14 protein-coding genes are annotated in these 22,734 nt (G+C 57.6%); 4 read left to right on the top strand and 10 right to left on the bottom strand.

Annotated elements, in window-relative coordinates; translation table 11 throughout:
* Positions 1-74 precede the first annotated feature (74 nt).
* From DX908_RS07715 to DX908_RS07695, 5 genes are read right to left on the bottom strand one after another with little or no spacing between them, the layout of a single operon-like run.
* Positions 75-1,475 (bottom strand): lyase family protein, encoded by a 1,401-nt coding sequence (locus tag DX908_RS07715; RefSeq protein WP_116391780.1) that lies wholly within the window; start codon positions 1,473-1,475, stop codon positions 75-77.
* Positions 1,476-1,485: 10 nt separating this feature from the next.
* Positions 1,486-2,667, bottom strand: coding sequence for a M14 family metallopeptidase (locus DX908_RS07710; protein ID WP_116391779.1), 1,182 nt, complete (start codon positions 2,665-2,667; stop codon positions 1,486-1,488).
* The gene (locus tag DX908_RS07705) at positions 2,664-4,127 is read right to left on the bottom strand and encodes an SLC13 family permease (protein ID WP_116391778.1); all 1,464 of its coding nucleotides are present in this window, start codon (positions 4,125-4,127) and stop codon (positions 2,664-2,666) included. The genes DX908_RS07710 and DX908_RS07705 overlap by 4 nt, the downstream gene beginning before the upstream one ends.
* The gene (locus tag DX908_RS07700; protein ID WP_116391777.1) at positions 4,124-4,990 is read right to left on the bottom strand and encodes an alpha/beta hydrolase family protein; all 867 of its coding nucleotides are present in this window, start codon (positions 4,988-4,990) and stop codon (positions 4,124-4,126) included. Before DX908_RS07700 ends, DX908_RS07705 begins: the two co-directional genes overlap by 4 nt.
* Before the next feature lie 45 nt (positions 4,991-5,035).
* On the bottom strand, positions 5,036-8,086 hold the full coding sequence (locus DX908_RS07695) for a TonB-dependent receptor domain-containing protein (RefSeq protein ID WP_158548578.1): 3,051 nt from the start codon (positions 8,084-8,086) through the stop codon (positions 5,036-5,038).
* Positions 8,087-8,314: 228 nt separating this feature from the next.
* Here DX908_RS07695 and DX908_RS07690 point away from each other — a divergent pair, with 228 nt between their 5' ends.
* Positions 8,315-9,592 (top strand): TetR/AcrR family transcriptional regulator, encoded by a 1,278-nt coding sequence (locus DX908_RS07690; RefSeq protein WP_116391775.1) that lies wholly within the window; start codon positions 8,315-8,317, stop codon positions 9,590-9,592.
* On the opposite strand, the gene DX908_RS07685 is transcribed toward DX908_RS07690, so the two are convergent.
* The 5 genes from DX908_RS07685 to DX908_RS07665 all read right to left on the bottom strand — a co-directional run bounded on the left by DX908_RS07685 (position 9,589) and on the right by DX908_RS07665 (position 16,562).
* A complete protein-coding gene (locus tag DX908_RS07685; protein WP_116391774.1) occupies positions 9,589-11,163 on the bottom strand; it encodes a carboxylesterase/lipase family protein in 1,575 nt (524 codons plus the stop codon). The two genes, DX908_RS07690 and DX908_RS07685, sit on opposite strands and share 4 nt — an antisense overlap.
* A gap of 33 nt (positions 11,164-11,196) precedes the next feature.
* Positions 11,197-12,531, bottom strand: a complete 1,335-nt coding sequence (locus tag DX908_RS07680) for a spinster family MFS transporter (protein WP_116391773.1) — start codon at positions 12,529-12,531, stop codon at positions 11,197-11,199.
* Positions 12,532-12,743: 212 nt separating this feature from the next.
* Positions 12,744-13,742 (bottom strand): HupE/UreJ family protein, encoded by a 999-nt coding sequence (locus DX908_RS07675; RefSeq protein ID WP_116391772.1) that lies wholly within the window; start codon positions 13,740-13,742, stop codon positions 12,744-12,746.
* On the bottom strand, positions 13,739-14,647 hold the full coding sequence (locus DX908_RS07670; RefSeq protein ID WP_158548576.1) for a peptidylprolyl isomerase: 909 nt from the start codon (positions 14,645-14,647) through the stop codon (positions 13,739-13,741). The genes DX908_RS07675 and DX908_RS07670 overlap by 4 nt, the downstream gene beginning before the upstream one ends.
* On the bottom strand, positions 14,637-16,562 hold the full coding sequence (locus DX908_RS07665; RefSeq protein WP_116391770.1) for a DUF3604 domain-containing protein: 1,926 nt from the start codon (positions 16,560-16,562) through the stop codon (positions 14,637-14,639). The genes DX908_RS07670 and DX908_RS07665 overlap by 11 nt, the downstream gene beginning before the upstream one ends.
* A gap of 385 nt (positions 16,563-16,947) precedes the next feature.
* Between DX908_RS07665 and DX908_RS07660 the strand changes: the two genes are divergently transcribed.
* The 3 genes from DX908_RS07660 to DX908_RS07650 all read left to right on the top strand — a co-directional run bounded on the left by DX908_RS07660 (position 16,948) and on the right by DX908_RS07650 (position 22,653).
* On the top strand, positions 16,948-19,197 hold the full coding sequence (locus tag DX908_RS07660; protein WP_116391769.1) for a TonB-dependent receptor: 2,250 nt from the start codon (positions 16,948-16,950) through the stop codon (positions 19,195-19,197).
* A 187-nt stretch (positions 19,198-19,384) separates the two neighbouring features.
* Positions 19,385-21,049, top strand: coding sequence for a carboxylesterase/lipase family protein (locus tag DX908_RS07655; protein WP_116391768.1), 1,665 nt, complete (start codon positions 19,385-19,387; stop codon positions 21,047-21,049).
* Positions 21,046-22,653, top strand: coding sequence for an AMP-binding protein (locus tag DX908_RS07650; protein WP_116391767.1), 1,608 nt, complete (start codon positions 21,046-21,048; stop codon positions 22,651-22,653). Before DX908_RS07655 ends, DX908_RS07650 begins: the two co-directional genes overlap by 4 nt.
* Positions 22,654-22,734: the final 81 nt, after the last annotated feature.

Genomic DNA, 22,734 nt, shown 5'->3' with positions numbered 1-22,734 from the left:
GAATAAAAAAGCCCGGACGAATTGTCCGGGCTTTTTTCTTGAGTTTCGTAGCTTAAGCGCGATGTCTGAACGAGCTATCTCGCAGACGTCTCGCCGCAGACCGGGGTTGCTGGCGTTGAGGCCAGCCAGGCAATAGTCTCGTCAGCCTGCTCCGCGGACAAGCCAAGGTAAGTAGACGGATCAAGAAGCTCATCAATATTGTCGGTCAAATAGGGGCCGATTTCAGGATCGGCCAGCAATGACTCCCGAAAACTCAAGCCTTGCGTCAAAGATGCCCGCGCTGCCTCGGTGACATGCGCCTCAGCTGCTTCCTTGCCGACATCCTCTTGCAGTGCAAAGACAATCCGCTGGGCAAGGATCATTCCATCCGTGCGGCCAAGATTTTCAGCCATTCTGTCCGGCTCGACCTCCAGCCGCTCTAGCAGGGATTCGAGATCATCCATCATCTCGGCTGCATCAACTGACAGATCTTCAATCGTGCTATTCGGGCGGGAGGTGTTGTCGCGTTCAAACGCATTGGCGATATCATCCATCAGAATGTTCGCCTCGGCGGGGATGACACGCCCCCAATGTATCAGGGCTTCTGAACGGCTTGGATTCCGCTTGTGCGGCATGGTGCTGCTGCTGATCGCGGTTGAGGCGCGGCGTTCATAGACTTCGCCGATATCCGTCGATTGGAGAAAGAAGATCTCCTCACCAATCTTGGAATATGTCCGGGAGCTGATGGAAAGAACCGAAGCATACTCCCCGAAGACATCTCGCATCCCGTGCCAGTCGGCGGGGGTCACAGGGCCAAGACCCAGAGACTCGGCGACCGAATTTTCAATTTCGATGCCCTTTGGCCCCAGTCCCAGATGGGTACCAACGGCACCGCGGAAGACGCCGAGGGTGACCAGGCGGCATTCCATGTCATTCAGCCGCTCAATGTTCCGACGGTTCGCGGCAGCCCAGACGGAGGCCTTCTTGCCGAAGGTGATGGGCAAAGCGTGCTGGCCTAGAGTACGGCCGATCATGGGGGTATCGCGATACTCGCGGGCCAATTCAACAAGCAGGGCTTCGACCGCCAGCATGTCTTCACGGAGCAGACCGATGCTCTCGCGCACCTGCAGAATACGGACAGTATCATAGATGTCGACGGTGGTGGCGCCAAAATGAAGCGCGTTCTGGGCTTCAGGACTTAATGAGCGGCGCCAGACATTGAGGAGCGCGACCATCCGGTGCCGGACAATTTTATACTCCGCTGCGACTTCGTCGAGGGGAGCATACTCTAGCGTTGCGGTACGTCCAATTTCCCGCGCCACTTTGCGGGAGATGACGCCATGATCGGCCTGTGCGTTGGCGATGGCGGCCTCAACTTGCATGACGAGCATGTTGCGGTGCTCGGGTGTAAAGACATCTTCGACAGTCTGCGGCGAAGAAGGTGAGGAACTGGACGCGAGAATCAACAGCCATCCGGAAATCAGGCTATTCATCATTGTACGGCTCCTATTTTGTTATATCAGCGGCATAATCAGGAAGGATGTGCAGTAATTCCTCGGCAGCGGCTCGCCCAAGCTTTTGAGCGCGAACAGCATTCGTCTTGTCCGCCAGCTCAACGGTGAGGCCGGGGGCATCATAGGTCGATGTGAACCAGCTTTTAGCGGTCGGCAGCCCCGGATTCGAGCGCGGATCGACGATGAAGCCTGGTCCTCCGCCCATGCGGGAGGTGATGCCTTCCGACCATGCGTTGAGGAACGGCTGGTAGCGCTCACCATCTTCGCCGGTCGGGGTGTACAGAATATCACCTTTGAAAGTCGCGTGAAAATCAATCATCAGAACGGGTTGACCACCCGATTCGGTACGCGTTTCCATGAGGTCTCGAACGAGGCGTGTTTCGACTTGCTCGAACGGTCCCCAGTCGCGGTTCATATCGACTAGCTGGCTGTTAAATCGCCAGTGCCCGGCTGCGATCCCGTCAGGATTGAGGGTCGGGAAGATGTCGATGTGGAATTGCTGGCGGAAAGCAGCCGTCAGCTCATCATCTTCCCCCAGACGATCAAGGAAGGCCCGCATGGCAATTGTGCCAGGCACTTCTGGCGGGTGCTGACCGCCAATGATGAGCAGATGCGGGGCGTCCTGCTTTTCGGCAGGGGAGCTCATGTGCCAGACGGAATGATCATTCGGGGTTTTGCCGGCCTCGGTCAGGTCGAAGCCAGCACGCTGGGCATAGTCTTTCGTCCATGCTTCGCGATCGGCTGGATCAAAGAGCGGTTGAGCAGCAATCCGTGTACGGGGTTCTGTGACATCGAACACGAAACGGGCAAATTTACCGTCATCGCGGACATGGACGTCTTTTTCAGGCAGCAACGTCCAGCCCGTTTCTTCGTCAAACCGTTTGGGATCATACCGGTGTTTGCCATAGATATAGCGGATATTGACCGTGACTGTGGTCGCGACCTCGGCTTGTTCGTCCATTACGATATCGAAGGCATACCAGGGGCTTTTGTTGATCGGCTCGGCCTCCGGTCGGATGACTATAGCAAATCCGTTCTTGGTCCTGCGGCAATCTTCGGCACGAGCGCCTGGGAAATCGGCAAGGAGGCGAACACTGCCTTCTGTGCACGGCAGATCAGTGGCGGCGCTTGCTGAAACGCTGCTGAGAAGAAAGAGAAGCGAATAAGTAATCATCCGAATACCACCGGGGCCAAGAAGATTGCGACAAGGGAGAGAACGACAACACCGATCAGATTGAGCATAACGCCCGCTCGCATCATGCGGGGGATCGAGACCGAGCCGGAGCTGAAGACGATCGCATTTGGCGGCGTCGCAACAGGCAGCATGAAGGCGCAAGAGGCGGCCAGCGTCACCGGAATGACGAAGACCAGCGGGTCCTGTCCTGTTTCAACGGCAATGGCGGCCATGACGGGGAGGAATGTTGCTGTCGTAGCGAGGTTGCTCGTCAGTTCCGTGAGGAAAATCACAAGCGCGGCGGACGCAACGACCAGAATGACGATGTTCACCGTGCCGAGCGGCGCAAGCTCACGCCCCAGCCATTCGGTCAGGCCGGAACTCGTCATCGCGCCAGCGAGCGCAAGGCCGCCGCCAAAAAGGATCAGCACCCCCCATGGAAGGCGCTTTGTGTCCTCCCATGTGACGAGCGCTTCGCGCCGTTCACCGCTGGGGATGAGAAAGGCGCCAATTGCGGCGGCCATGGCGATCCCGGCATCGGAAAGCTCGGCAAGGCCGGTCGCATTGGCGATCGGTTTACGGAACAGCCAACCACCGACAAGAAAGACGAACAGCAGGGCAATCCGTACCTCACCTTTGCTCATCGGGCCGAGACCGGAGCCCAGCTCGGCGATATGCTGGCGAGCTTCATCATTGGATTTGAAGCCGACCTTGAAGACGATCCGAGTCAGAAGGAGCCATGTCAGCGGTAGCATGATGGCGGAGACGGGGACGCCGACAATCATCCAGCGGCGGAAATCAATTTCCTCGTTATAAGTCGTTTCCATGAACCCAGCCATGAAGGCATTGGGTGGTGTACCGACCAGTGTTGCAACGCCGCCGAGGGTCGCGCCATAGGCAAGGCCGAGCAGGAGGGAGGTTTCGAAATCCCGGCGCTCTTTCTCGGTCAATGAGGTCATCGATTCTCGGATGACGACGATGACGGACATCGCAATAGGCAGCAGCATCAGGGTGGTGGAGGTGTTGGAGATCCACATGCTGATGATTGCGGCAGCAGCCATGAATCCGCCGACGAGGGATCGTCCGTTTACCCCAGCTAGTCTGAAAATGCTGAGTGCGACCCGGCGGTGGAGCCCAGTTCGTTCAATCCCGAGGGCAATGACAAAACCGCCAAGGAAGAGATAGATGATCGGATGAGCATAGGAAGGCGCGGTTTCGGAAATCGGAGAAACCCCCAATGCGGGGAAGAGGACCAGCGGCAGAAAGGCAGTCACCGCTACAGGCGCGGCTTCTGTCGCCCACCAGATTGCCATGAGGGTCGCGACGGCGGCGGTCATGACGCCAGCATCGGACACACCCTCAGCATCGAAGAAGAAAAAGACAAGCAGCGCGGCGACAGGGCCGAGGATCAGCCCCACGCGCTGGTGAAGGGCGGGGGCCTCGATCGACTTGGTGGTCATGGTTGTGTGTCTACTTTATTTTTTTCATGAGCGGCAATCAGCGGCGCTGCAGCGATCGCCATGCCGGCATTGTCATGGGCGACGCCGGGCACGGTGCCGCCGCGCCAGATGAGGGGCACGCTCAGCTCATCCGCTTTGGCTTTCGCAGCGTTGATGAAGGTCACGCCGCGGGCGAAGCGATGCGGCCCTTGCTTCAGGGCTTCCATCGAACGACGAAGGTTACGATCGCGAGTGTCGGTGTCTTCTTCGCCGAGAAGGATCATCATCGGCTTACCGAACCACGCGCGAAGATCATCTTCGTCCGCAGCCGTACCCTTGATGCCGTAAGGCCAATCGAGGGTTTCGTCGGGCATAGTGTACCAGCCAGCGTTTGCGGAAAAGGCAAGTTTGAGGTGGTCGAGATCTTCGAAGAGAAGCGCGCGGTGAACGAATTGTGCGCCCGCGGAATGACCGAAGAGGTAGTACCCGTCCGCCGTGCCGCCACGTTCCATGATACTGGTAAATAGCGGTTCAATCGCTGCATAAGAGCTGGGATGATCCGTACCGATGCCGCCGAGGTTATAGAGCTCAGCGCCCTTGAAATCCCGTTGTGAGAATTCTGGTGCATAGATGCGAAAGCCATATTCTTTCGCGAGTTCACGCCAGTTGCGGGCGTAATCATCCGCATTCCGCCGGACGCCATGCATGACAATGACGATGGGAGCGTCTGCCATGTCGTCTTCGGCAGGCTCGATATAGTGAACTTCCAGGGCCGGGCCATCCCAGCCGGAGAAGGTGAATTGACCCGAGCGGAGTTCACCGGCGAATGCCGATTGAAAGAAAACAACCGCAATGATCAGGAGGGTGAGGAAATAACGGTGCATATGAGGATAGGGGTGCCGTCACTGACAGCACCCCATGCCCGTTGATCAGAATTTTTTGCGGATGTCGAAGTAAATCTGACGACCACGGATACTGTGATAGGCAGCATCATAACCGTTGGTTTCGTCCGCAAGCGGTGGTTCTTCGTCGGTGACGTTGTTGGCGCCGACACGAACACGAAGACCATCCATAAAGCCTTCACCATCATGCTGATACTGAAGGTAGACATTGGTTGTCGCCCAGTCGTCGACGATGAAGGGATCCCCATCGGGATTGAGGCCTGCGCCCGTGTCGATGAATTCGCTGATGTAGTTGACGCGAACACCGCCACCGACACCGGTCGGGTGACGCCACGTAATGGTCGACCCGAGGCGCCATTCCGGCTGACCATCCTGTTTGATGATCTCGCCTTCCTGCGAAACGGTGATATCATCCGAAATCAGACCGCTATCGACAGCATCACGGATCATCTGTGCGCCCGGTGACAGGGCGATAAAGTAAGTATCCAGATAAGAAGCATTCAGCTTGAAGCTGAGGTCCCCGACCGGAAGGTCATCGAGGTCATAGTAAAGGGCATAGTCCCAGCCCTCGACGTCAATGTTCTCATTGTTGTCATAGGTATCCAGAATTACCTCAATTTCCCCAGCTGGCGTGAGGCCCGCCGCATCGAAAAAGGCGATATCATCTTCATTCGGAGCAGCACGGACTACGTTCGGGTTCGATGACCCTTGTAGGCGTAGCAGGTAGTCAAGGCTGACGTGGTTCTCTGCGCCGAAGACGCCGACCACATTCTCACGTTCAATTTCCCAGCGATCGACTGTGATCGTCAGTGGATTGAGGAAGCTGAGCGGACCATTGATCCCGCGAGGCTCGAAGACGAGGCCATAAGTGATGTTGGTGTCTTCTTCAGGGCCAATATCCTCCGCGACTGTGCGTCGTTCCGTCCGGCCAACCGAGAAACCAGTACAATCACCAAATGTCGGAAAAGTGCCATTACGGACACCGGCTTCACAGGCATAGCTGTCTTCGCGAGCATTCGATCGGTCAACTGATTCGTTCACGACGATCAGGTTCGGGGCACGGAAGCCTTTTGACCAAGCGCCCCGCAGTTTGAGGAAATCGAATGGTTTCCAGGCAGCGGCCACACGCGGCTTGATGCCACTGCCGCCGAAGTCCGAATAATGCTCGTAACGTGCAGCAAGCTGCAGGTCGAAAGTATTGACCAGTGGGATGTTCATATCCGGGCTGACCAGCGGCACGGAGGCTTCTGCGAAAGCAGCATAGACATTGCGCGAGCCGTTCGAGTCCGGCGTCGGGCTTGTGCCGTACACATCCGTCTGGCTGACTTCGCCTGTCACAGCATCCGTATAGGTGATGGTGCCATCGACACGTTCATCGCGGTCTTCGTCATAGGCTTCGTAACGGGCCTCAACGCCGAGGGCGACACCAACATCACCACCCGGCAGGGCGAAGACATTGCCATTGGTGACCTTGAAATCTGCAAGAGCGAGTTCTGATGTACTCTTGCGGACAACATCGATCAGGAAGGGATCGATCAGACTTTGCGCGTTCGGCGTTGCGTCACCGATCGACGGGTTGTCCGGGTCGGCACCATTAAAAATGTTGTAGACATTGGGTGTCTCATTCATCAGCGCTTGCTGGAAGAGTGAACGAGACACTGAATTGTTCACTGAGTCTTCAGCATAGGCACGGTTATAAAGGACTGCGCTATCCCAGTCCCAACCGCTTGTACCGAACTCACCGCGGGCACCGCCAAGTGCGCGCCATTGCATGTTTTGGACCTCAATATCGCGGAAGCCAACATCAACGAAGCGATAACGGCCGCCATCGGTGAAGACCGGCAGGCCTTCAACGGGAACGTTTTCCAGGCCAGGAAGACGGTTCGGGTTGATTGAACCATCAGAGAACATGACCGGGCCGAACGGGTTGTAATAGTAATTGGCCGGAATCGAGATTTCGGTTGCGCCAATACCGTTTCGAGGCTCGTTCGTTTTCTGAGTTTCAGCGTAATAGATTCCAAGCTCGCTATACAGACGAACTCCATTATCGAGATCATGGTTCAGGAACGCGAAGGCATTGAACCGGTCACGGTCAGAAATGACTGAGCGCTCATAGGCGCCATCGAAGCGCAGATCGCGGTCCTGACTGCTGTCATCAATACATATGCCAGGAACGGAGAGTGCATCGGCCGTATCAGCTCGGCATCCCGAGAAACTCGTTGGTTGAATATGGAACCTGCCCGAAGAATTTGTCAGTGTGGTACCATTCTGGCGAACACGGGTCGAAGATGTCGTTCTGAGCGTGAACTGTCCCCAAGGAGAGGCAGTCGCACGGTTGTCGAAAGAAGTGTCGCCCTCAAAACTTGTCCCTACAAGGAAAGGCCGACGATCTTCGCTGGCTGAGAATTTGAATTCATCTGCAAAAATGCCGTCACGCGTCGAGAACTCGGCTGCGACCGAGATGTTGGTCTTGCCCTCATTGAAATTCCGACCGGCTTTCAGCGTGACGGTTTGTTCGTTGAGGTCGTTATTGGTCGCGTAGAGGTTACGGGCTTGAACCTGGAAGCCATCAAAATCATCGTCGAGGATGGTGTTGAAGACACCGGCAACGGCGTCCGTGCCGTAAATAGCCGAGGCACCGTCATTGAGGACTTCAACACGGGAAATGCCTGCAACTGGCAGGGAGTTCATGTTGGTCGTGGTGACCGGGGTGGAGAGCTCTGCTTGGGTCGAGGGGTGATTAACGACACGGCGGCCATTGAGGAGTACGAGTGTGCCGCTTGAGCCGATCGACCGTAGGTTGATCGACGCCACGTCACCGCGAGCGTTGTTGTTCGTTGTGTTGTTGTCCTGACGGAAGGCAACGCCGCCCTGAGCAGGAAGAGAGCGGATCAGGTCTTCGCCGTCGATGCCGCCGATTGCGGCAATATCGTCTTCGCCGACGATCGTAACGGGCAGCGCCTCATTGATGCGCGCGCCCTGAATGTTGGTCCCGGTGACCACAATGACATCGTCATCATCGGTATCGGTCGTGTCATCCTGAGCCCAGGCAGCGCCAGACGCTATGACGGCAGCCATGGCCGCGCTCAGCAAAAACTCTTTTTTCGTCACCCTCATTTTATTCCCTCCGCTTAAATTGCAGGCGTGTTTTGTGTGGAGGTGACCGTATCGGTCATTTGAACCAAGTCAATTATTTAATACAAGCGGTTCAAATTTTTGCTATAGCGTGGCAAGAATGCCTCGAATGCCGACGGAGATAGCAACCCGTCAGAAAAAGGCAGCGTGAGTGGAGGAAGACGACTGAGAATGGGTGAGGCACCGAAAGCATCGACGCTTCAGTCCGCTGATCGCAGCGAAAAGCGTGCGATTATCCTCTCAGAAGCTATCAAGCTATTTAACGATCAAGGCTATCACGACACTCGCCTAGAGGACGTGGCTGGGCGTCTCAGCACAGCCAAGACGAGCATCAGCTATCATTTCAAGTCGAAAGAGGCGCTGCTCTTCGAGGCCTATTCAGGGACTTGTGATTTTGCCGAAGCGGAAATCAAGCTGGCGGCAGATGCGCCGACTGGACTTGAACGGGTTGTACGGTGGATCAGGGCCTATGCGCAGGCTCAGTCGGCGGCGATCCTCGGGCATAGAATGCCGTTGGCGGTCATCAGTGATCCGTCCGCCCTCGGCGAAGGTGATGCAAGATCCATCAAGCCGCGCCTGGCGGCGCATGGTAAGGCGCTTCGCAGTTTCATCCGCAAGGGGATCGAAGACAAGTCGATCCGGTCAAGCTCACCTGCTGCGTCGGCATTCCTGTTGATCAGTATGCAGCAATGGATCCGGCGCTGGCTCCAGAATGTCGTGCCGGATTCTCATGATGCGGCCATCGATGCGCTATGCGACCTTCTTTGCTACGGACTGGCGGCATCGCGCAGCCGCAAAGTGCCATCTGCGCGCTCGCAGACTGCAGTTGATACGGACAATTTTCTCTTTGACCGCAAAGCGCGTAACAAGATGAAACTGGAAGCCTTTCTTCGTATCGGGACGAGACATCTAAATCGATGGGGCTACAGAAATCTGTCAGTACATGATGTTGCCGCAGAACTGGGGGTAACGAGAGGCGTCTTCTACTATCATTTCGATGACAAGGATGCGCTGCTGAACAGTTGCGTCCATCATACGCTCGACATGATGGAGAAAGCGCTCGCAACACATATGAGTGGTGAGGCCGACGCCATGACGCGGCTTCATCTCTTTCTGACTTCACTATATAATGGTCACCTTACGGATCTTAATCCGCTTCTTCGGCTGACTCTGTTCTCAGCACTGGATGAAAAGCAGCGGCCGATTGCGACCGCCCGGTTCAAGCGGGTAACGGCGGGGATCAGTGAGCTTGTCGCTCACGGCATCTCAGGTGGCAGTATCCGTCCGGTCGATATCGAGGCGCTGGAATATCTGATCTGCGGTGCAATCTTCGGCGCGACGCGCCAGCGGCTCACCGCTTTCGGAATAGAGGCAGATGGTGAGCAAGGAATGATTTCAGCGCCGCATTATTTCCAGACGCTGTTCTTCGGTCTCGCTGCAGAGCGCTAGCGCTGTTTCTCGGACAGTGGCGGTGAGGCCAGCCCGACATTCCAATTCCAGGGGGTCCCGCCATCCTTGCGGCGGCGTGAAATCTCGTAGTCGTGGAACTCAAACATGCCAGGCATGAGATTGGCGCCGGGCTCAGGCTTGTCGCGGAATGCCATATAGGCGCGGGTATTTCCGTAAGCGGGCCATTCAGCAGTCTCCGGAGCAGTTGGCGTTCCCGTCGCGGCAAAGCGGCTCCAATAGCTGACCATCTTATCGGAAAGCGCGTGCTCTTCGGCCGTATCCGGATTGGTTGGCCATAGTGGAGGTGTGCGATCGAAATTCCCGAACATGTAAGGGATTTCGCATGCATGAAAGGCATGGAGGTCCGCTGCATCAGCTGCCGGATAGCCATGGTCAAAAAGATAAAGATAGGAGGGAAGGCCCTGTTCCGACTGCTGTAGGACCAGCTTCTCTGCTGTCCAGCCATAAAGCGCGTCGCGGACCACAGCGAAATTGCTCTCCATCATATCTGTGCTCGGATAAAGACGCAGATATTCCTCCGCCATCTCTCCATACCGGCCCCTGATGACGTCCTCATATTCGGCACGCGATGATGGGGGCGGGGCAGCAAGGAAGGGTAACGAACGCACTTCGCCGCTGTTGAACCCCGCAAGGACGGGCACAGGAGCTTGTTCTCCTCGGTCGAAGATGTCTGCCGGCTGAGCCGGTAGGAGATGCCCGTCGACTGTGCCGAAGGGCAGGTAACCTGCCAGCGTGGCGTTATCGACAAGGTCTTGCGCGTCCATTGCGCGGAGTACGGACAGATCGCTCGCCTGAAGCTTCTTGCCGACATCGCTGCCGATTTCCTCTGCAGGCGTCTCGCCATGCACCCGCTCTTTGAGGTGGGGCGTCGAGATCAGATAGGAGCTCTGCAGAATGGCTTTCGAGAACAGCCCTTTCGCCGCCGGAGAGCTCAGAAGATAGAGAATGCTCAGGGCGCCAGCGGATTCGCCAGCTACGGTGACATTATTGGGATCGCCGCCAAAGGCGCTGATGTTCCGTCTGACCCATTTCAGGGCCTCGATCTGATCCATCAGGCCGTAATTGCCGGATATGCCGTCCACGGAATCAGCGCTGAGTTCCGGGTGGGCAAGATAGCCTAAAATGCCGAGCCGGTAATTGATCGTGACGACGACCATCCCTTCGCGGGCGAGACGGGCGCCATGGTAGTAGCATTCCTTGCTCGCGCCCCAGATAAGCGTGCCGCCATGTATCCAGACATAGACAGGCGCGTTTGAGGCATCCTCAGGCGCCCAGACATTGAGGCTGAGGCAGTCTTCGCTCGTCGGCCCCAAATCGTCTGCATAGATACTGCCCGGCCGCCGGGGCGGCTGAGGGCAGGCAGGGCCGAAGGATGTCGCCTCCTTGATGTCGTTCCAATCGGCCTTGGGCATAGGGGGACGCCAGCGGTTCTGGCCCGTGGGCGGCTCTGCATAAGGAATCCCCTTGAAGACGTGAAGTCCATCTTCCCGCGTCCCTTCCAGCCTACCTGCTGGGGTGTTGACGATGGGGGAGTGATCTGTGTCCGACATGAGATTCCTGCCCTCTATTGCGGGCAGGGCCTATCATACAGCCGCGGCGGCGTCTTCACTTTCCTTTTTCAGGACCTTCGCCAGCCAGAGGAAGAGGATGATCGCAAAGACGTAGAATGGAGTCAGTGTGAAGAGCGCGATCTGAAGTGAATTCTCCGGGAAATCAGCTCGGAAGAAATCACTCGCCGCGCCAACATAGGTCGGCCCGAGCCCGAGCCCGATAAAGTTCATGACAAGGAGCAAGAGAGCACCAGACATGACACGCTGGTTCGGTTTCACCTCTTCCTGCACCAGAGCGACAGAGGAGGAGAGATAGAAATAGTTGAGGAACATCGGGCCGATGAGGAAGATCAGCGACCACTCCCATGTCGGTGCCCAGACGAATGCCAGATAGAACGGAATAGCGAGCGCAAGAGAGGCGGCCGGGACAAGCGCGTAAGCCTGTTTTGACTTCCGGGTGAACCTGTCGATCGCCCAGCCAGAGACGAGGATCCCGGCGCCCATGCCAAAGCCGACGATGAGGGAATACCAAAGAGCCACTTCACTCAACGTCATGCCCTTGTCGCGCATCAGGTAAAGTGTGGTGAAATTCCCAAGGCCATAGGTGATGAACTGGGTCGATCCGCTGCCTAGGGCAGCGAGCATCAGCGATTTGCGGGAGAAGAACATCTTCAGTGTCTCCCAGAATTTCGCTTTCTCCTGTCGTTCTTGGTCCGACACTTTGTCAAAGGCGCCGCGTGGCGGTTCCTTGACGAACAGGGCGACGCCGATGGCTGTGACGATTCCGATACCGCCTAGAACGATAAATGCCATCCGCCAGCTGAAGGCGGCGGCAATGGCGGCGCCAAAGGCAATGCCGAGGGCTGCCCCGATGGGCGGGCCAAGATTGAAGATGCTGAGCGCCCGGCCGCGATTCCCCTTGGGGAAGTAATCCGTGATGATCGCATATGAGGGCGGCACACCGCCCGCTTCACCAAAGCCGACGGTCATCCGGGCAATGACAAGTTGCGGATAGGATTTGGCGAGCCCGCAGGCCAAAGTCGCGGCACTCCAGATCCCGCAGGCTAGAGACAGGATGCCGACCCGGTGTGTCCGGTCCGCCAGCCAGCCGACCGGAATGGCAATGAAGCAATAGAAAAATGCGAAATAGAGGCCCGTGATCAGCCCGAGCTGGGTGTCAGAAATATTGAGCGTATCCTGAATCGGCTTGGCGAGGATCGCGAGCAGCTGACGGTCCAGAAAATTCAGAATATAGACGAAACAGAGGATGCCCAGCACGACCCAGGCGCGCTTTGTCGGCTTTGGATCAGCGGAGTTGCCGGTGTTTGCGGCAGGGTTCACCGGATTGGCTATTGGGGTCTCAGACATGGCTCGGTGTTCCCTCGCAAAGAAGGACGTGCACAGAGCTACAGGCGTGAGTATCGCGCGCCAAGAATGGCGCGGCAGCCGCTTTCCTCATCCGTCGTCCTCCCCGATCTTTTTCATGATTGGTATTCGGGTCTTGGGCGGCATCATGCAGGGCGAAGGCACCGGTCGTCAATACTCACTAACGTGTGAATGAAAATCTTCTAGCCGGGGAGTCAGAAAATAATGCCGGCCGTGCGCTCAATGAACCAGAACATCGCGATGCTGCCCGCCGTGTATGGGGCCGCGCGCCAGCTCCATTCCGGCAGGCGGGAGGAGAATTGCCGCAGGAGGAGCATGACGAGCAGGACAGCCCCGACGAAGAGGAGCTGGCCGGCCTCGACCCCGATATTGAAGAACAGGAGGGCGACCGGCAGGGCTTCGCCTGGCAGGCCGATTTCCGCGAGGACGGAGGCAAAGCCAAACCCGTGCAGCAGGCCAAAGCCGAAAGAGGCAATCCAGGGCCAGCGTGCTGTGGCGCCTGTTTGTCCCTTATGTACCCGGATAATCTCGGCAGCCAGAAAGGCGATCGAAAGAGCGATCAGCGCTTCGACCGGCCCGATGGCGAGGTGCACCAGCCCGAGAGTCGTCGCGGCCAGCGTAATCGAATGGGCGACCGTAAAGGCGGTGACGGCACCGATCAGCCTGCGCACATTCCGGACCAGCAATAGGAGGCACAGGACAAAGAGCAGGTGGTCAAAGCCGAGCAGGATATGCTCGACCCCCAGATCGAAATAGGAATGGGCGACCGCCCATCCTGATTGCTTCTGTGGGATCACCAACGATGGGGTAGCGCCGTCGAGCCGCAGCGTAGAGGCGGCTCCCTCAAGCGGTTCAACCCGCAGGATGACATCCGTCAGGCTGGTCTCAAGATTCTCGATACGGATCGTCTGGCCCTGCAGCCCGCCTTCACAAATCGTACGCCAGCGTTCGATCACGGCTGCCTCAACCGGGACGGTGCGGTGTGGGGAGGTGGTGATGCAGCTGTCCGGCAGGATGACATTCAGGGCAAGGCGTAGATCACCTCGCGCCGGGGTCTTCCACAATATGTCATAGGTGCCCAGCTCGATCTCGCGAAGTTCAAGATATGCGGGCCGGACCTCATGTGCGGAGGCGGTCCCGCAAATTGCGATGATCAGGGGCAGGAGGAAATAGAGGCGCCAGTGCAAGATCATTCCCCGGCCGGGCCGTCACGATAGGCCTCTGGCCACTCGATCGTGACGTCATAACGCTCGCGAAGGTCTTCCTCGAACTCACTGCGGGCAAAGGCCCGGTTCTCAGCCATCCAGTCGGCAGCGACTTGCGCTTCGATCTCGGCAAAGGCTGGCATGCGGGCTGGCTCGCGGCTCGTGATCTCAACGAGATGAAGGCCGATCGGTGAGCGGACGGGGCCGAACCAGCCTTCTTTGTCGCTGGCGAAAAGTGTGGCGGCAAAACTCTGGCCAAAGACCATCGCGATTCCGGTCTCGGGGCTCAGTGTCATGGATTTGGGCAGCATCGACGGATCGCCGTGCGAGGTTGGGTTCGTCCCGGCCTTCAGCTCTTCGAGAATTGCAGCAGCCTCGGCGGGCGCTGTGTCCCCTCTCTTGTCGGGACTGACCATGATTTGCCGGAAGGCGAGCCGGGCGGGGAGGATGTAGTCCTCCCGATGCGCTTCGAAATAGGCGGCGAGGTCTTCGGCTGTCGGCTCACTTGTCGCGGCACTGTCCTCTACGAGGAAGGTCAATTTCTGTTGCAGGCGGCGGCGGATGATCGTGTCATCCGCATCTAGCCCGAGCGCGGCCGCTTCGCGGGCGGCAATCTCCTCATCAGCATAGTCCGCAATCAGAGCTTCAAGCTCCGTTCGGCTGGGCGCCCGGCCGGACATCAGCCGATAGCTTTCCGCGATCTGCAACACCCGGCCTTCAGGGATGGTGATGGTTTGCCCGTCCCCTTCTGCCTCGCCGCCATTCAGAAGGCTGTTGAGCGTGAAGAGGACGATCGCGACCAGCAAGAACTGGAACAGCGGTTCGCGGATCGCTCTGGATCCGGAAGCGCGTAAGGAGGAAAGGCCCGCTTGGGGCGAGGGATCAGTCGACATCCGCGGGGCTGTACCAGATGGGCGACGTATAGGCACGCTCCTGAATGGTCGCAGGACGGCGCGGATTGGGGGCGACGCCGGCACGCACGGCATCCCATGTCGACCAACGGCAGGTCGGGTTCTCCAGCACACGGGCATAATAAAAGGCATTCTGCCCGGCATCGAATTCAGGGTCCGTCCACAGGCCGGCAATCTGCGCATCGCCCTTGTCCGGTGAGATCGCGCAGGTCGAAAGATCGACGTCTGCGCCATTGTCGGGACAGCGATGGGTCAGCGGATCAACCGTGCCGCCATCGGCGCAGGCCATGTCGAACGCCTGCTCATGTGACTGGCCGCGATCATCGACCCAGCCCTTGATGATCTGTATGCGCTGCAGCGGGGCGGAATCGATGTCCTGCATCGCAATGGCAGCGATTTGCGGGGCGCTGCCGGGCTTGGCAGTCAGATCACCACCCATGGGAATCGCGTGCCGATAGGCAGCTTCAACGCCTTCATCGGTCGCAAGATCGATCCCATCGAGATCATAGCCGGCAAAGAGGCGCACCTTAATACGGGGACCTGATGTCCCATAGGTCTCCTTGCGGCGGAGGCCTGCGTAAAGGGCGTCTCGCGTATTCTCTTCCGCCCAGATTGCGGTCAGCCCGCCTGATCCCGCAGAAGCCCCGGCGGGCCGTCCGTCTGCGTAATAATCTTCCCAGCTTTCATAATCCGGGGGCGGGACAGAGCCGCGTTGCCGAGCCGTTCCATCCAACACACCATGATTGGCGTAGTAATTGTCCTCCGCATAGGCGCTGGCGGCGTTGTGGCCGTCACTGCCCGCGACAAAGCCGATCTTATACGGATTAACCCCAGCCTCATTTTCAATTTCGAGGCCTCGCTTCAGGGCATCGCGGACATAGCTGCCTGCAAATTTCGTAATCGGCTTGGTCGAGCCGACATAGGTCTCCCGAACTTCAAAGCCGGCGAACTCGTCATTCGGGGAGAGGAGGGGCATAGTCTCCGACTGCCCCTTATTCTGGATCAGCTCGACCAGCGGCTCGTTGCGCAGACGTTGTTCAGCATAGGCGCGGTCGATCGGCCGACCGTCCCATTTGACATATTCGAACATCGTCCCATCCGAGGCATTGGCATTATGAGGAATGGCCAAGGCTTCGGTGCCGCTCTCGCGCAGCTCGTCGAGCCAGTTCCAGAGCTCCTCGGGGTTCTGGGATTCAAATTCCGAGAAAGGGAGCGGCGGCACATCCGTGCCGGAGAAAATGACATTGCGGTGGAGGTTTCGCGTCTCCGGTGCGGACGTGAACTCATATCCGATGAATGTCGTGAACGTGCCCGGATCATTATGGCGGGCCGCACTCTCAATCGTCTCCTGCCATGCCGACCTTGTGGCTGACAGGTCAGAGAGATCGTCACGGCGCTCTCCACTGACAAGGCTGTCCACGAACAGGCTGAAGGCGCTGATGACCTTGCCGGTATCGCTTGAGAACAGATCCTTCGCGTAAGGAACCGTTGAATATTCCGTGCCGGGCGTGTCGATCGCCTCGAGCACGCCGAGATATTCAGCATGGTCCGTGACGGCGAGGAAATCGAGCGGCCCCGACTTCATTTTGATGTCGAAGCCTGCCGGATGCTTGATCGTGCCGCCCTTGGCATAAAGATAGGCATCGTCCGGTGTAGCCCGCACATTAAAGAGATAGGCGTCGTAAGAATTCCGTGTGTGGATGTGCAGATCGCCGAAATAGACATTACGGAGAGGATTGGACGGCGGGCCCTCTGGGGCCGGTCTGCTGCTCGTCACAATTTCTTCGGTGCCAATCGGGCGAGCTGCGACAAGGTCCTTGGGGGAGGGGGCAGTCTCATCTGCTCCGCATGCCGACAGGGCCAGTAGTGAGGCGCAAATCCCGATCCGTCTGATCATTCCGGTCTCTATATATGGCGTTACGGGAAAGTGCGCGCACGTCCTGCGGATGATGGTCAAATTGTCCTCCCGAACTGAGCTGTTTTAACGCTCATTCACATGTGAGTGAGTGTTGCTCAATCGAAACACTCGGTCAATTCTCGCGCCGTATTCTCAGCTCATAGGGGGTGATATCACGATCCGCGGAAATCGAAGAAACGCTGTAAGATATTGAAAATAAACATGATAAAGGAATAATCGCTTTGAGTTCGCCAACAGATTCTATCTGTGGAACCGCGCCCAGAAAAACATTCACACACGTGATAGTGAAATTGACATGGGGCCGATCTTGAACAATAGTTTTCGAACACGCCGGCGGGAGATCGGCATGAACGGGAGGTAGTCTATGAAGGCCCAACTTTTGGGATCGGTAAGCGCGATCCTTTTGATGTCCCTGCCAGCAGCTATTGCACAGGACACAGACACGTCGGCGGACGAATCCGCCACTGAAGATAAAATCATCGTCACGGCGACCCGTCGCGAAGAGAGCATCAAAGATGTGCCTCTCAGTGTGTCGGCATTCGACCAACGGGAGCTCTCGATCAAGGGCGTCGTTGGATATGAAGGTATCGCGGATGAAACCCCGGGGGTGATCCTCAACAAGCCGACGGCGAACTTCAACAATTTCACCGCACGCGGTATTGCCACCAATGGTTATAATGCCAACCTTCAAAGTACGGTTGCTGTTTATATCGACGAAGTGCCTATCTCTGCGAACGGGAACTCGACCATTATCGACCCGAACCTGTTCGATGTTGAGCGCGTCGAGTTCCTGCGCGGTCCACAAGGGACACTGTTCGGCTCGGGGTCGCTCGCCGGCGCGATGCGTATCCTGACGAAGAACCCGGATCTCGATAATTTCGATTATTCCGCCCTCGTTGACTATGGCGTCATTGATGAAGACGCCTTCCGTCAGCGGTATAATGCGATGGTCAACGTGCCCGTTATCGAGGGCAAAGCAGCATTGCGTGTTGTCGGCTTCTATCGTCATGAGGATGGCTGGGTCGATAATGCCGGAACCGGTATTGAAAACTCCAACGTCCTGAAAAACTACGGCGGACGTGCGATTTTCCTCGTCGAGCCAACCGATCGTCTATCCGTGAGGCTTCTTTTCTCGCATGAGAAAAGTAACCCCGAAGATTCGGCAACCATCAGCCCTGAACTTGGCCGTGTGCACGTCTCTGACCGTCCTGACCAGTTCCACGGTAAGCTGACGAACTACAATGGTACTGTCGAATATGATCTGGACTGGGCCAGCTTCACCAGCTCCTCGACCTATACGACGTTCGATCAGAAGTTCTATGTCGACCTGGCGGCCACATTCGGGCAGACGATTCCATTTGCTCTTGATGCGGATGCTTATGATGACATCTTCACCCAGGAGCTGCGTCTGGCTTCGGCTGCCGGCGGAAAGTGGGATTGGATCGTTGGCGGCTTTTATTTCACCAAGCGCCGGGACGTCGATCTGAACTATCGCGGAACGCAGGAGTTCCTCGACATGCGCGGGCTGACCGGTCTTCCGGACGAATATTATCAGCGTGCGAAAACACATGCGCGGCAGAACGAAATCGCCGGCTTTGGTGAGCTGACCTATCACGTCAGTGACAAGCTACGCCTCACTGGTGGCCTGCGTTACGGTACCACCGATGCGCAAGGGTACACCGAGGCTGGTGGGTATAATAGTAACTACCTGCTGGCAGCGCTGACCTTCGCGACGGGGCCGCTGACGGTTTCGGCCATTCCGCCCGAAGAAGGGGAGAAGGCTGAGGAAACAGGCCCGTCCTACAAGGCAAGCGTCTCTTACGATCTGACGCCTGCGGTGACGACCTATGCCACCTATGCGACCGGTTTCCGGGCGCCAGTCCGGAACGCACGTGCAGGCCTTGCAAGTACTCTTGACCCGAATGATATCATCATTCCGGAGGGTGCAGATTCCGATGACCTCAAGAGCTACGAAGTTGGCATGAAGGGCGTCTGGATGGATGGCAAACTGAGTGCCAACCTTGCTGCCTATTACATCGACTGGAGTAACATTCAGGTGCAGGCGAACCGGGTCTCTGACTCTGTTCAGTTTGCGACAAATATCGGTCAGATCGAAAGTAAGGGCTTTGAGTTCGAAGCAACACTTCTGCCAACTGATAATCTGGTCCTGAGCGTGAATGGCGCCATCAACGAATCGAAAGTGACTGAGCTGACTGCGGAAGAGGCAGCCTTCTCAGGCGCCGTTGAAGGTGCCCGGACGGCTTCGCCGAAATTCCAGGGTGCAGCGCGCCTTCGCTATAACTTCGATATCGGTGACTCAGCGGATGGTTTCTTCTCCGCGAACATCGTCCATGTCGGTTCGTTCCCGGGACTGTTCCCGAACGTGCCGGGTCAGCCGGGTGTCCAAAGCCCGCAATATGACTTCACCGATAGCTGGGAGAAGGTGAACCTTTCTCTTGGTGCAGATATGGGTGAATGGACTGTCGTTGGCTATGTCGAGAACCTCTTCGACGACGACTCGCTCACCTATGTGCACCCGGAAGCTTTCATCGAAAGTAAGTACGGCACACACATTCCCCGGACCATCGGTATCCGGTTGAGCTACGGCATCTAAGCATGGTTCGGTCAAAGAGCGCTCCCTGGACTCTTTGGCCGGCTTTGCAACCAACTCCCCGGCTGCGCTTCCTGAGCAGCCGGGGATTTTCAGCTCGGAAGGTTGCCGGTCCCTCGGTGAATTTTCGAGAGTATCGTCATGATCCTGAAGGCTTGCACGAGAGCGGCCCGATCATGGGAGAAGCATAATGCACAAGTCATTTCAGTCGCTTATTTGTTTGTGTGCGGTATTGCTATCGGGGTGCGCCGATGCAGGTGATGACCATGTCGCTGATGACAAACCTGTCGTTTCAGCTCCTGCGGGCAAGGTCAAAGGCGTCGCCCAAGACGGGATCAACATTTTCAAGGGTATTCCTTACGCGGAAGCACCGGTTGGGGACATGCGCTGGAAGCCCACCGTCAGGCTCGCGGCATGGGATGGGGTAAAGGACGCTCAGGAATTCGGGCCTGCCTGCGTTCAGCCTCAATTGAAGAACGCATCCTCCGAGAGCGTCTATGCCTATGACATCGGTGAGATCAGCGAAGACTGTCTGACCCTGAATATCTGGGCACCGGAGGACGCAAAGGACGCGCCTGTCTTTTTCTGGATTCACGGCGGCGCGCTGCGTGCCGGTTCGGGCAAAGAGCCGCTCTATGAGGGCACGAAATTCGCAGAGCAGGGTGTTATTGTTGTGTCGGTCAACTACCGTCTCGGCGTTCTGGGATTTTATTCGCATCCGGAATTAAGCGCAGAATCACCTGACGGAATCTCGGGCAATTACGGCTTGCTCGATCAGGTCGCGGCACTCGAATGGGTCAAGGATAATATTAGCGCCTTCGGTGGTGATCCGGAGCAGGTCACTATTGCTGGCGAATCTGCTGGCGCGCTGAGCGTCATGTATCTGATGACCTCCCCCAAAGCCGAAGGCCTGTTCGACGGGGCAATTGCCCAGAGCGCCTATATGGTCACGACACCGGCTCTCGCCGAGATGCAGCATGGCGTTCCGTCAGCTGAGGATGTCGGGCTCGCCACGGCAAAAGCAATGGGAGCTGAGAATATTGCGGATTTGCGCGCAATGGATGCGCAAGAAGTTTATGAGCAGGCAAATAAGGTCCGCTTCGCGCCTTTCGGCGTCGTTGATGGTGTGATCATTCCTGACCAGCCTGTTGCTGTCTTTGAACGCGGAGAGCAGGCGCCTGTGCCGCTCCTCGTCGGTTTTAACAGTGGTGAAGTCAAATCCATGCGGGCACTTGCGCCTGCAGCGCCTGACAGTGCCGAAGACTATGAAGACGTCATCCGCGACCGTTACGGCGATCTCGCGGATGAATTCCTGCGGCTCTATCCGTCAGACACGCTAGAAGACAGCATCGTCGCGACGACGCGGGATGCGCTCTATGGCTGGACATCCGAGCGCATGGCGAAATACCAGACCGCGCTGGGCCAGTCGGCATATCTCTACATGTTCGACCATGGCTATCCGGCGGCAGATGAAAGAGGGCTGCACGGTTTTCACGCCTCCGAGCTCCCTTATGTCTTCGGCACGCTCGACCTGACGCCCATGAACTGGCCGAAAATTCCGGACACGGATGCCGAGAAGGAACTCTCCGCAGCCATGACGGCCTATTGGGCCAATTTTGCGAAAACCGGGACGCCATCGGCGCCGGGAGCGGCAGAGTGGGCGTCCTTTGATGAGGATGAAGCCTATATGGCGTTTGAGGATCATCCGCGTGCTGATCACCATCTGATGCCGGGCATGTATGAGCTGCACGAGGAAACTGTGTGCCGCCGCCGCGCTGCCGGCTCGCTGCCATGGAACTGGAATACCGGGCTCTGGTCCCCGGTTCTTCCGTCAGAGACGGCGGATTGCCCATGATTGATGGCGCCATGCAGGACTTTGTCCTGACCCTCGACAAATTTCTGACCCACGCGGCCAAATGGCATCCCGATGCAGAGATCGTCACGGCCGGGCTGGACGGTGAGAGCACGCGTATCGGCTATGCCGGGCTGATGGAGCGGAGCAAGGCCGTTTCGTCCGTACTCGCTGGCCTCGACGTCAAAGAGGGTGAGCGCGTTGCGACGCTGGCCTGGAATACCCAAGCGCATCTTGAAGCGTGGTTTGCGATCATGGGGATGGGGGCCGTGTGTCATACACTCAACCCCCGTCTGACCCCTCCACAGCTCGGCGACATGGTTTGCCAGTCAGAGGCGCGCATCCTTGTGGTGAGTGCGGACCTCCTCCCGCTAGCTCATCAGATGGCAGAGCATGCGCCGGGCCTCGTCCAGATCCTTGTGATTGATGGTGAGGCAACGGAGACCAAGGGGCCGAACGGCGCCCCGGGGGTTCAGATGCTTGAGCGGCTCATCGACGATCAGCCGCAGGATATTCCCTGGGGGGACTTTCCGGAAACGGCGCCTTGCGGGCTCTGCTTTACCTCCGGGACGACAGGTCAGCCGAAGGGGGTGACCTACACCCACCGTTCAAGCTTCATGCATACGCTTCGTCTCTTGCAGACGGATGTCATGGCATTCTCGGGGACAGACAGTATCCTGACGGTTGTGCCCATGTTCCATGCCAATGCGTGGGGGATTCCCTTCGCGGCGCCAGCCATTGGCGCAAAACTCGTCCTGCCGGGCCGTCAGACGAATGGTGCGAATCTCGCGCATCTCATCCAGACCGAGAATGTTACGGTCGGGGTTGGGGTGCCGACAGTTTGGCTCGGCCTTCTTGAGCATGTTGAGGCTGCCGGGATCGAGCTGCCCACTCTCAAGCGCATCATCATGGGCGGGGCGCCGCTGCCGCCTGCGCTCTTGGAGCGGATCGAACGCCGCCTTGGAGCGAGCGTGCAGTCTAGCTGGGGCATGACGGAGCTTTCGCCCTCCGGCACGGTCACGCCGAAGCATGAGGCCAGTATCTCGGCTCAATATGCCGGGAAACCCGCGATCGGCGTCGATCTTCTGCTTAAAGATGAAAGCGGCAAGCCGCTTGCCAATCAGCGGGGCGAAGAGGGACATCTCTTCGTTCGGGGCGCTGCAGTTCTTGAACGCTATTTCGGACAGGAAGAGCTGGCGACTGATGAGGAGGGCTGGTTCCGCACAGGCGATCTTGCCAAAATCGATGAGGAGGGCCGGCTGGCCATTACTGGGCGGGCAAAGGATCTCATCAAATCGGGCGGTGAGTGGATCAACCCCGCAGAGATCGAAGCGGTCATCGGGGCCCTGCCCGAAGTCTCTCTTGCGGCTGTCATCGGCCGGACGGACCCCAAATGGGGCGAGCGGCCGATCCTGCTGGTCGAGACCCTCAACAGCGATGATGTGAGTGATGAAACCCTGCTCGAGCCTCTGCGCAGCCGATTTGCGTCATGGTGGATCCCCGATGCCGTGGTGCGCCTGCCCTCCATGCCGCTGGCCCCGACGGGCAAGATCGACAAGATGCGACTTCGTGCCGAATATGGAGAGCTTGACCCGAGGCGTGACTAATTGTTGATCACCACTGTTTGGGGCTAGAAGAGAACGTGGTGACGAAGCAGACCAAAACACGCCGGCGGACGACCAAGGCCG

Origin of the sequence: Parvularcula marina, assembly GCF_003399445.1 — a bacterium.
GTDB lineage: Bacteria > Pseudomonadota > Alphaproteobacteria > Caulobacterales > Parvularculaceae > Parvularcula > Parvularcula marina.
The sequence above is the reverse complement of the archived record's forward strand: the minus strand, read 5'-3'. Positions and strand labels throughout refer to the sequence as shown.

What these genes read in the sequence shown, in the direction of transcription:
- DX908_RS07680 (WP_116391773.1), bottom strand. Translation starts at nt 12,531, where the DNA reads ATGTCTGAGACCCCAATAGCCAATCCGGTGAACCCTGCCGCAAACACC.
- DX908_RS07665 (WP_116391770.1), bottom strand. Translation starts at nt 16,562, where the DNA reads ATGATCAGACGGATCGGGATTTGCGCCTCACTACTGGCCCTGTCGGCA.
- DX908_RS07670 (WP_158548576.1), bottom strand. Translation starts at nt 14,647, where the DNA reads ATGTCGACTGATCCCTCGCCCCAAGCGGGCCTTTCCTCCTTACGCGCT.
- DX908_RS07655 (WP_116391768.1), top strand. Translation starts at nt 19,385, where the DNA reads ATGCACAAGTCATTTCAGTCGCTTATTTGTTTGTGTGCGGTATTGCTA.
- DX908_RS07700 (WP_116391777.1), bottom strand. Translation starts at nt 4,990, where the DNA reads ATGCACCGTTATTTCCTCACCCTCCTGATCATTGCGGTTGTTTTCTTT.
- DX908_RS07695 (WP_158548578.1), bottom strand. Translation starts at nt 8,086, where the DNA reads ATGGCTGCCGTCATAGCGTCTGGCGCTGCCTGGGCTCAGGATGACACG.
- DX908_RS07705 (WP_116391778.1), bottom strand. Translation starts at nt 4,127, where the DNA reads ATGACCACCAAGTCGATCGAGGCCCCCGCCCTTCACCAGCGCGTGGGG.
- DX908_RS07685 (WP_116391774.1), bottom strand. Translation starts at nt 11,163, where the DNA reads ATGTCGGACACAGATCACTCCCCCATCGTCAACACCCCAGCAGGTAGG.
- DX908_RS07650 (WP_116391767.1), top strand. Translation starts at nt 21,046, where the DNA reads ATGATTGATGGCGCCATGCAGGACTTTGTCCTGACCCTCGACAAATTT.
- DX908_RS07675 (WP_116391772.1), bottom strand. Translation starts at nt 13,742, where the DNA reads ATGATCTTGCACTGGCGCCTCTATTTCCTCCTGCCCCTGATCATCGCA.
- DX908_RS07690 (WP_116391775.1), top strand. Translation starts at nt 8,315, where the DNA reads ATGGGTGAGGCACCGAAAGCATCGACGCTTCAGTCCGCTGATCGCAGC.
- DX908_RS07660 (WP_116391769.1), top strand. Translation starts at nt 16,948, where the DNA reads ATGAAGGCCCAACTTTTGGGATCGGTAAGCGCGATCCTTTTGATGTCC.
- DX908_RS07710 (WP_116391779.1), bottom strand. Translation starts at nt 2,667, where the DNA reads ATGATTACTTATTCGCTTCTCTTTCTTCTCAGCAGCGTTTCAGCAAGC.
- DX908_RS07715 (WP_116391780.1), bottom strand. Translation starts at nt 1,475, where the DNA reads ATGATGAATAGCCTGATTTCCGGATGGCTGTTGATTCTCGCGTCCAGT.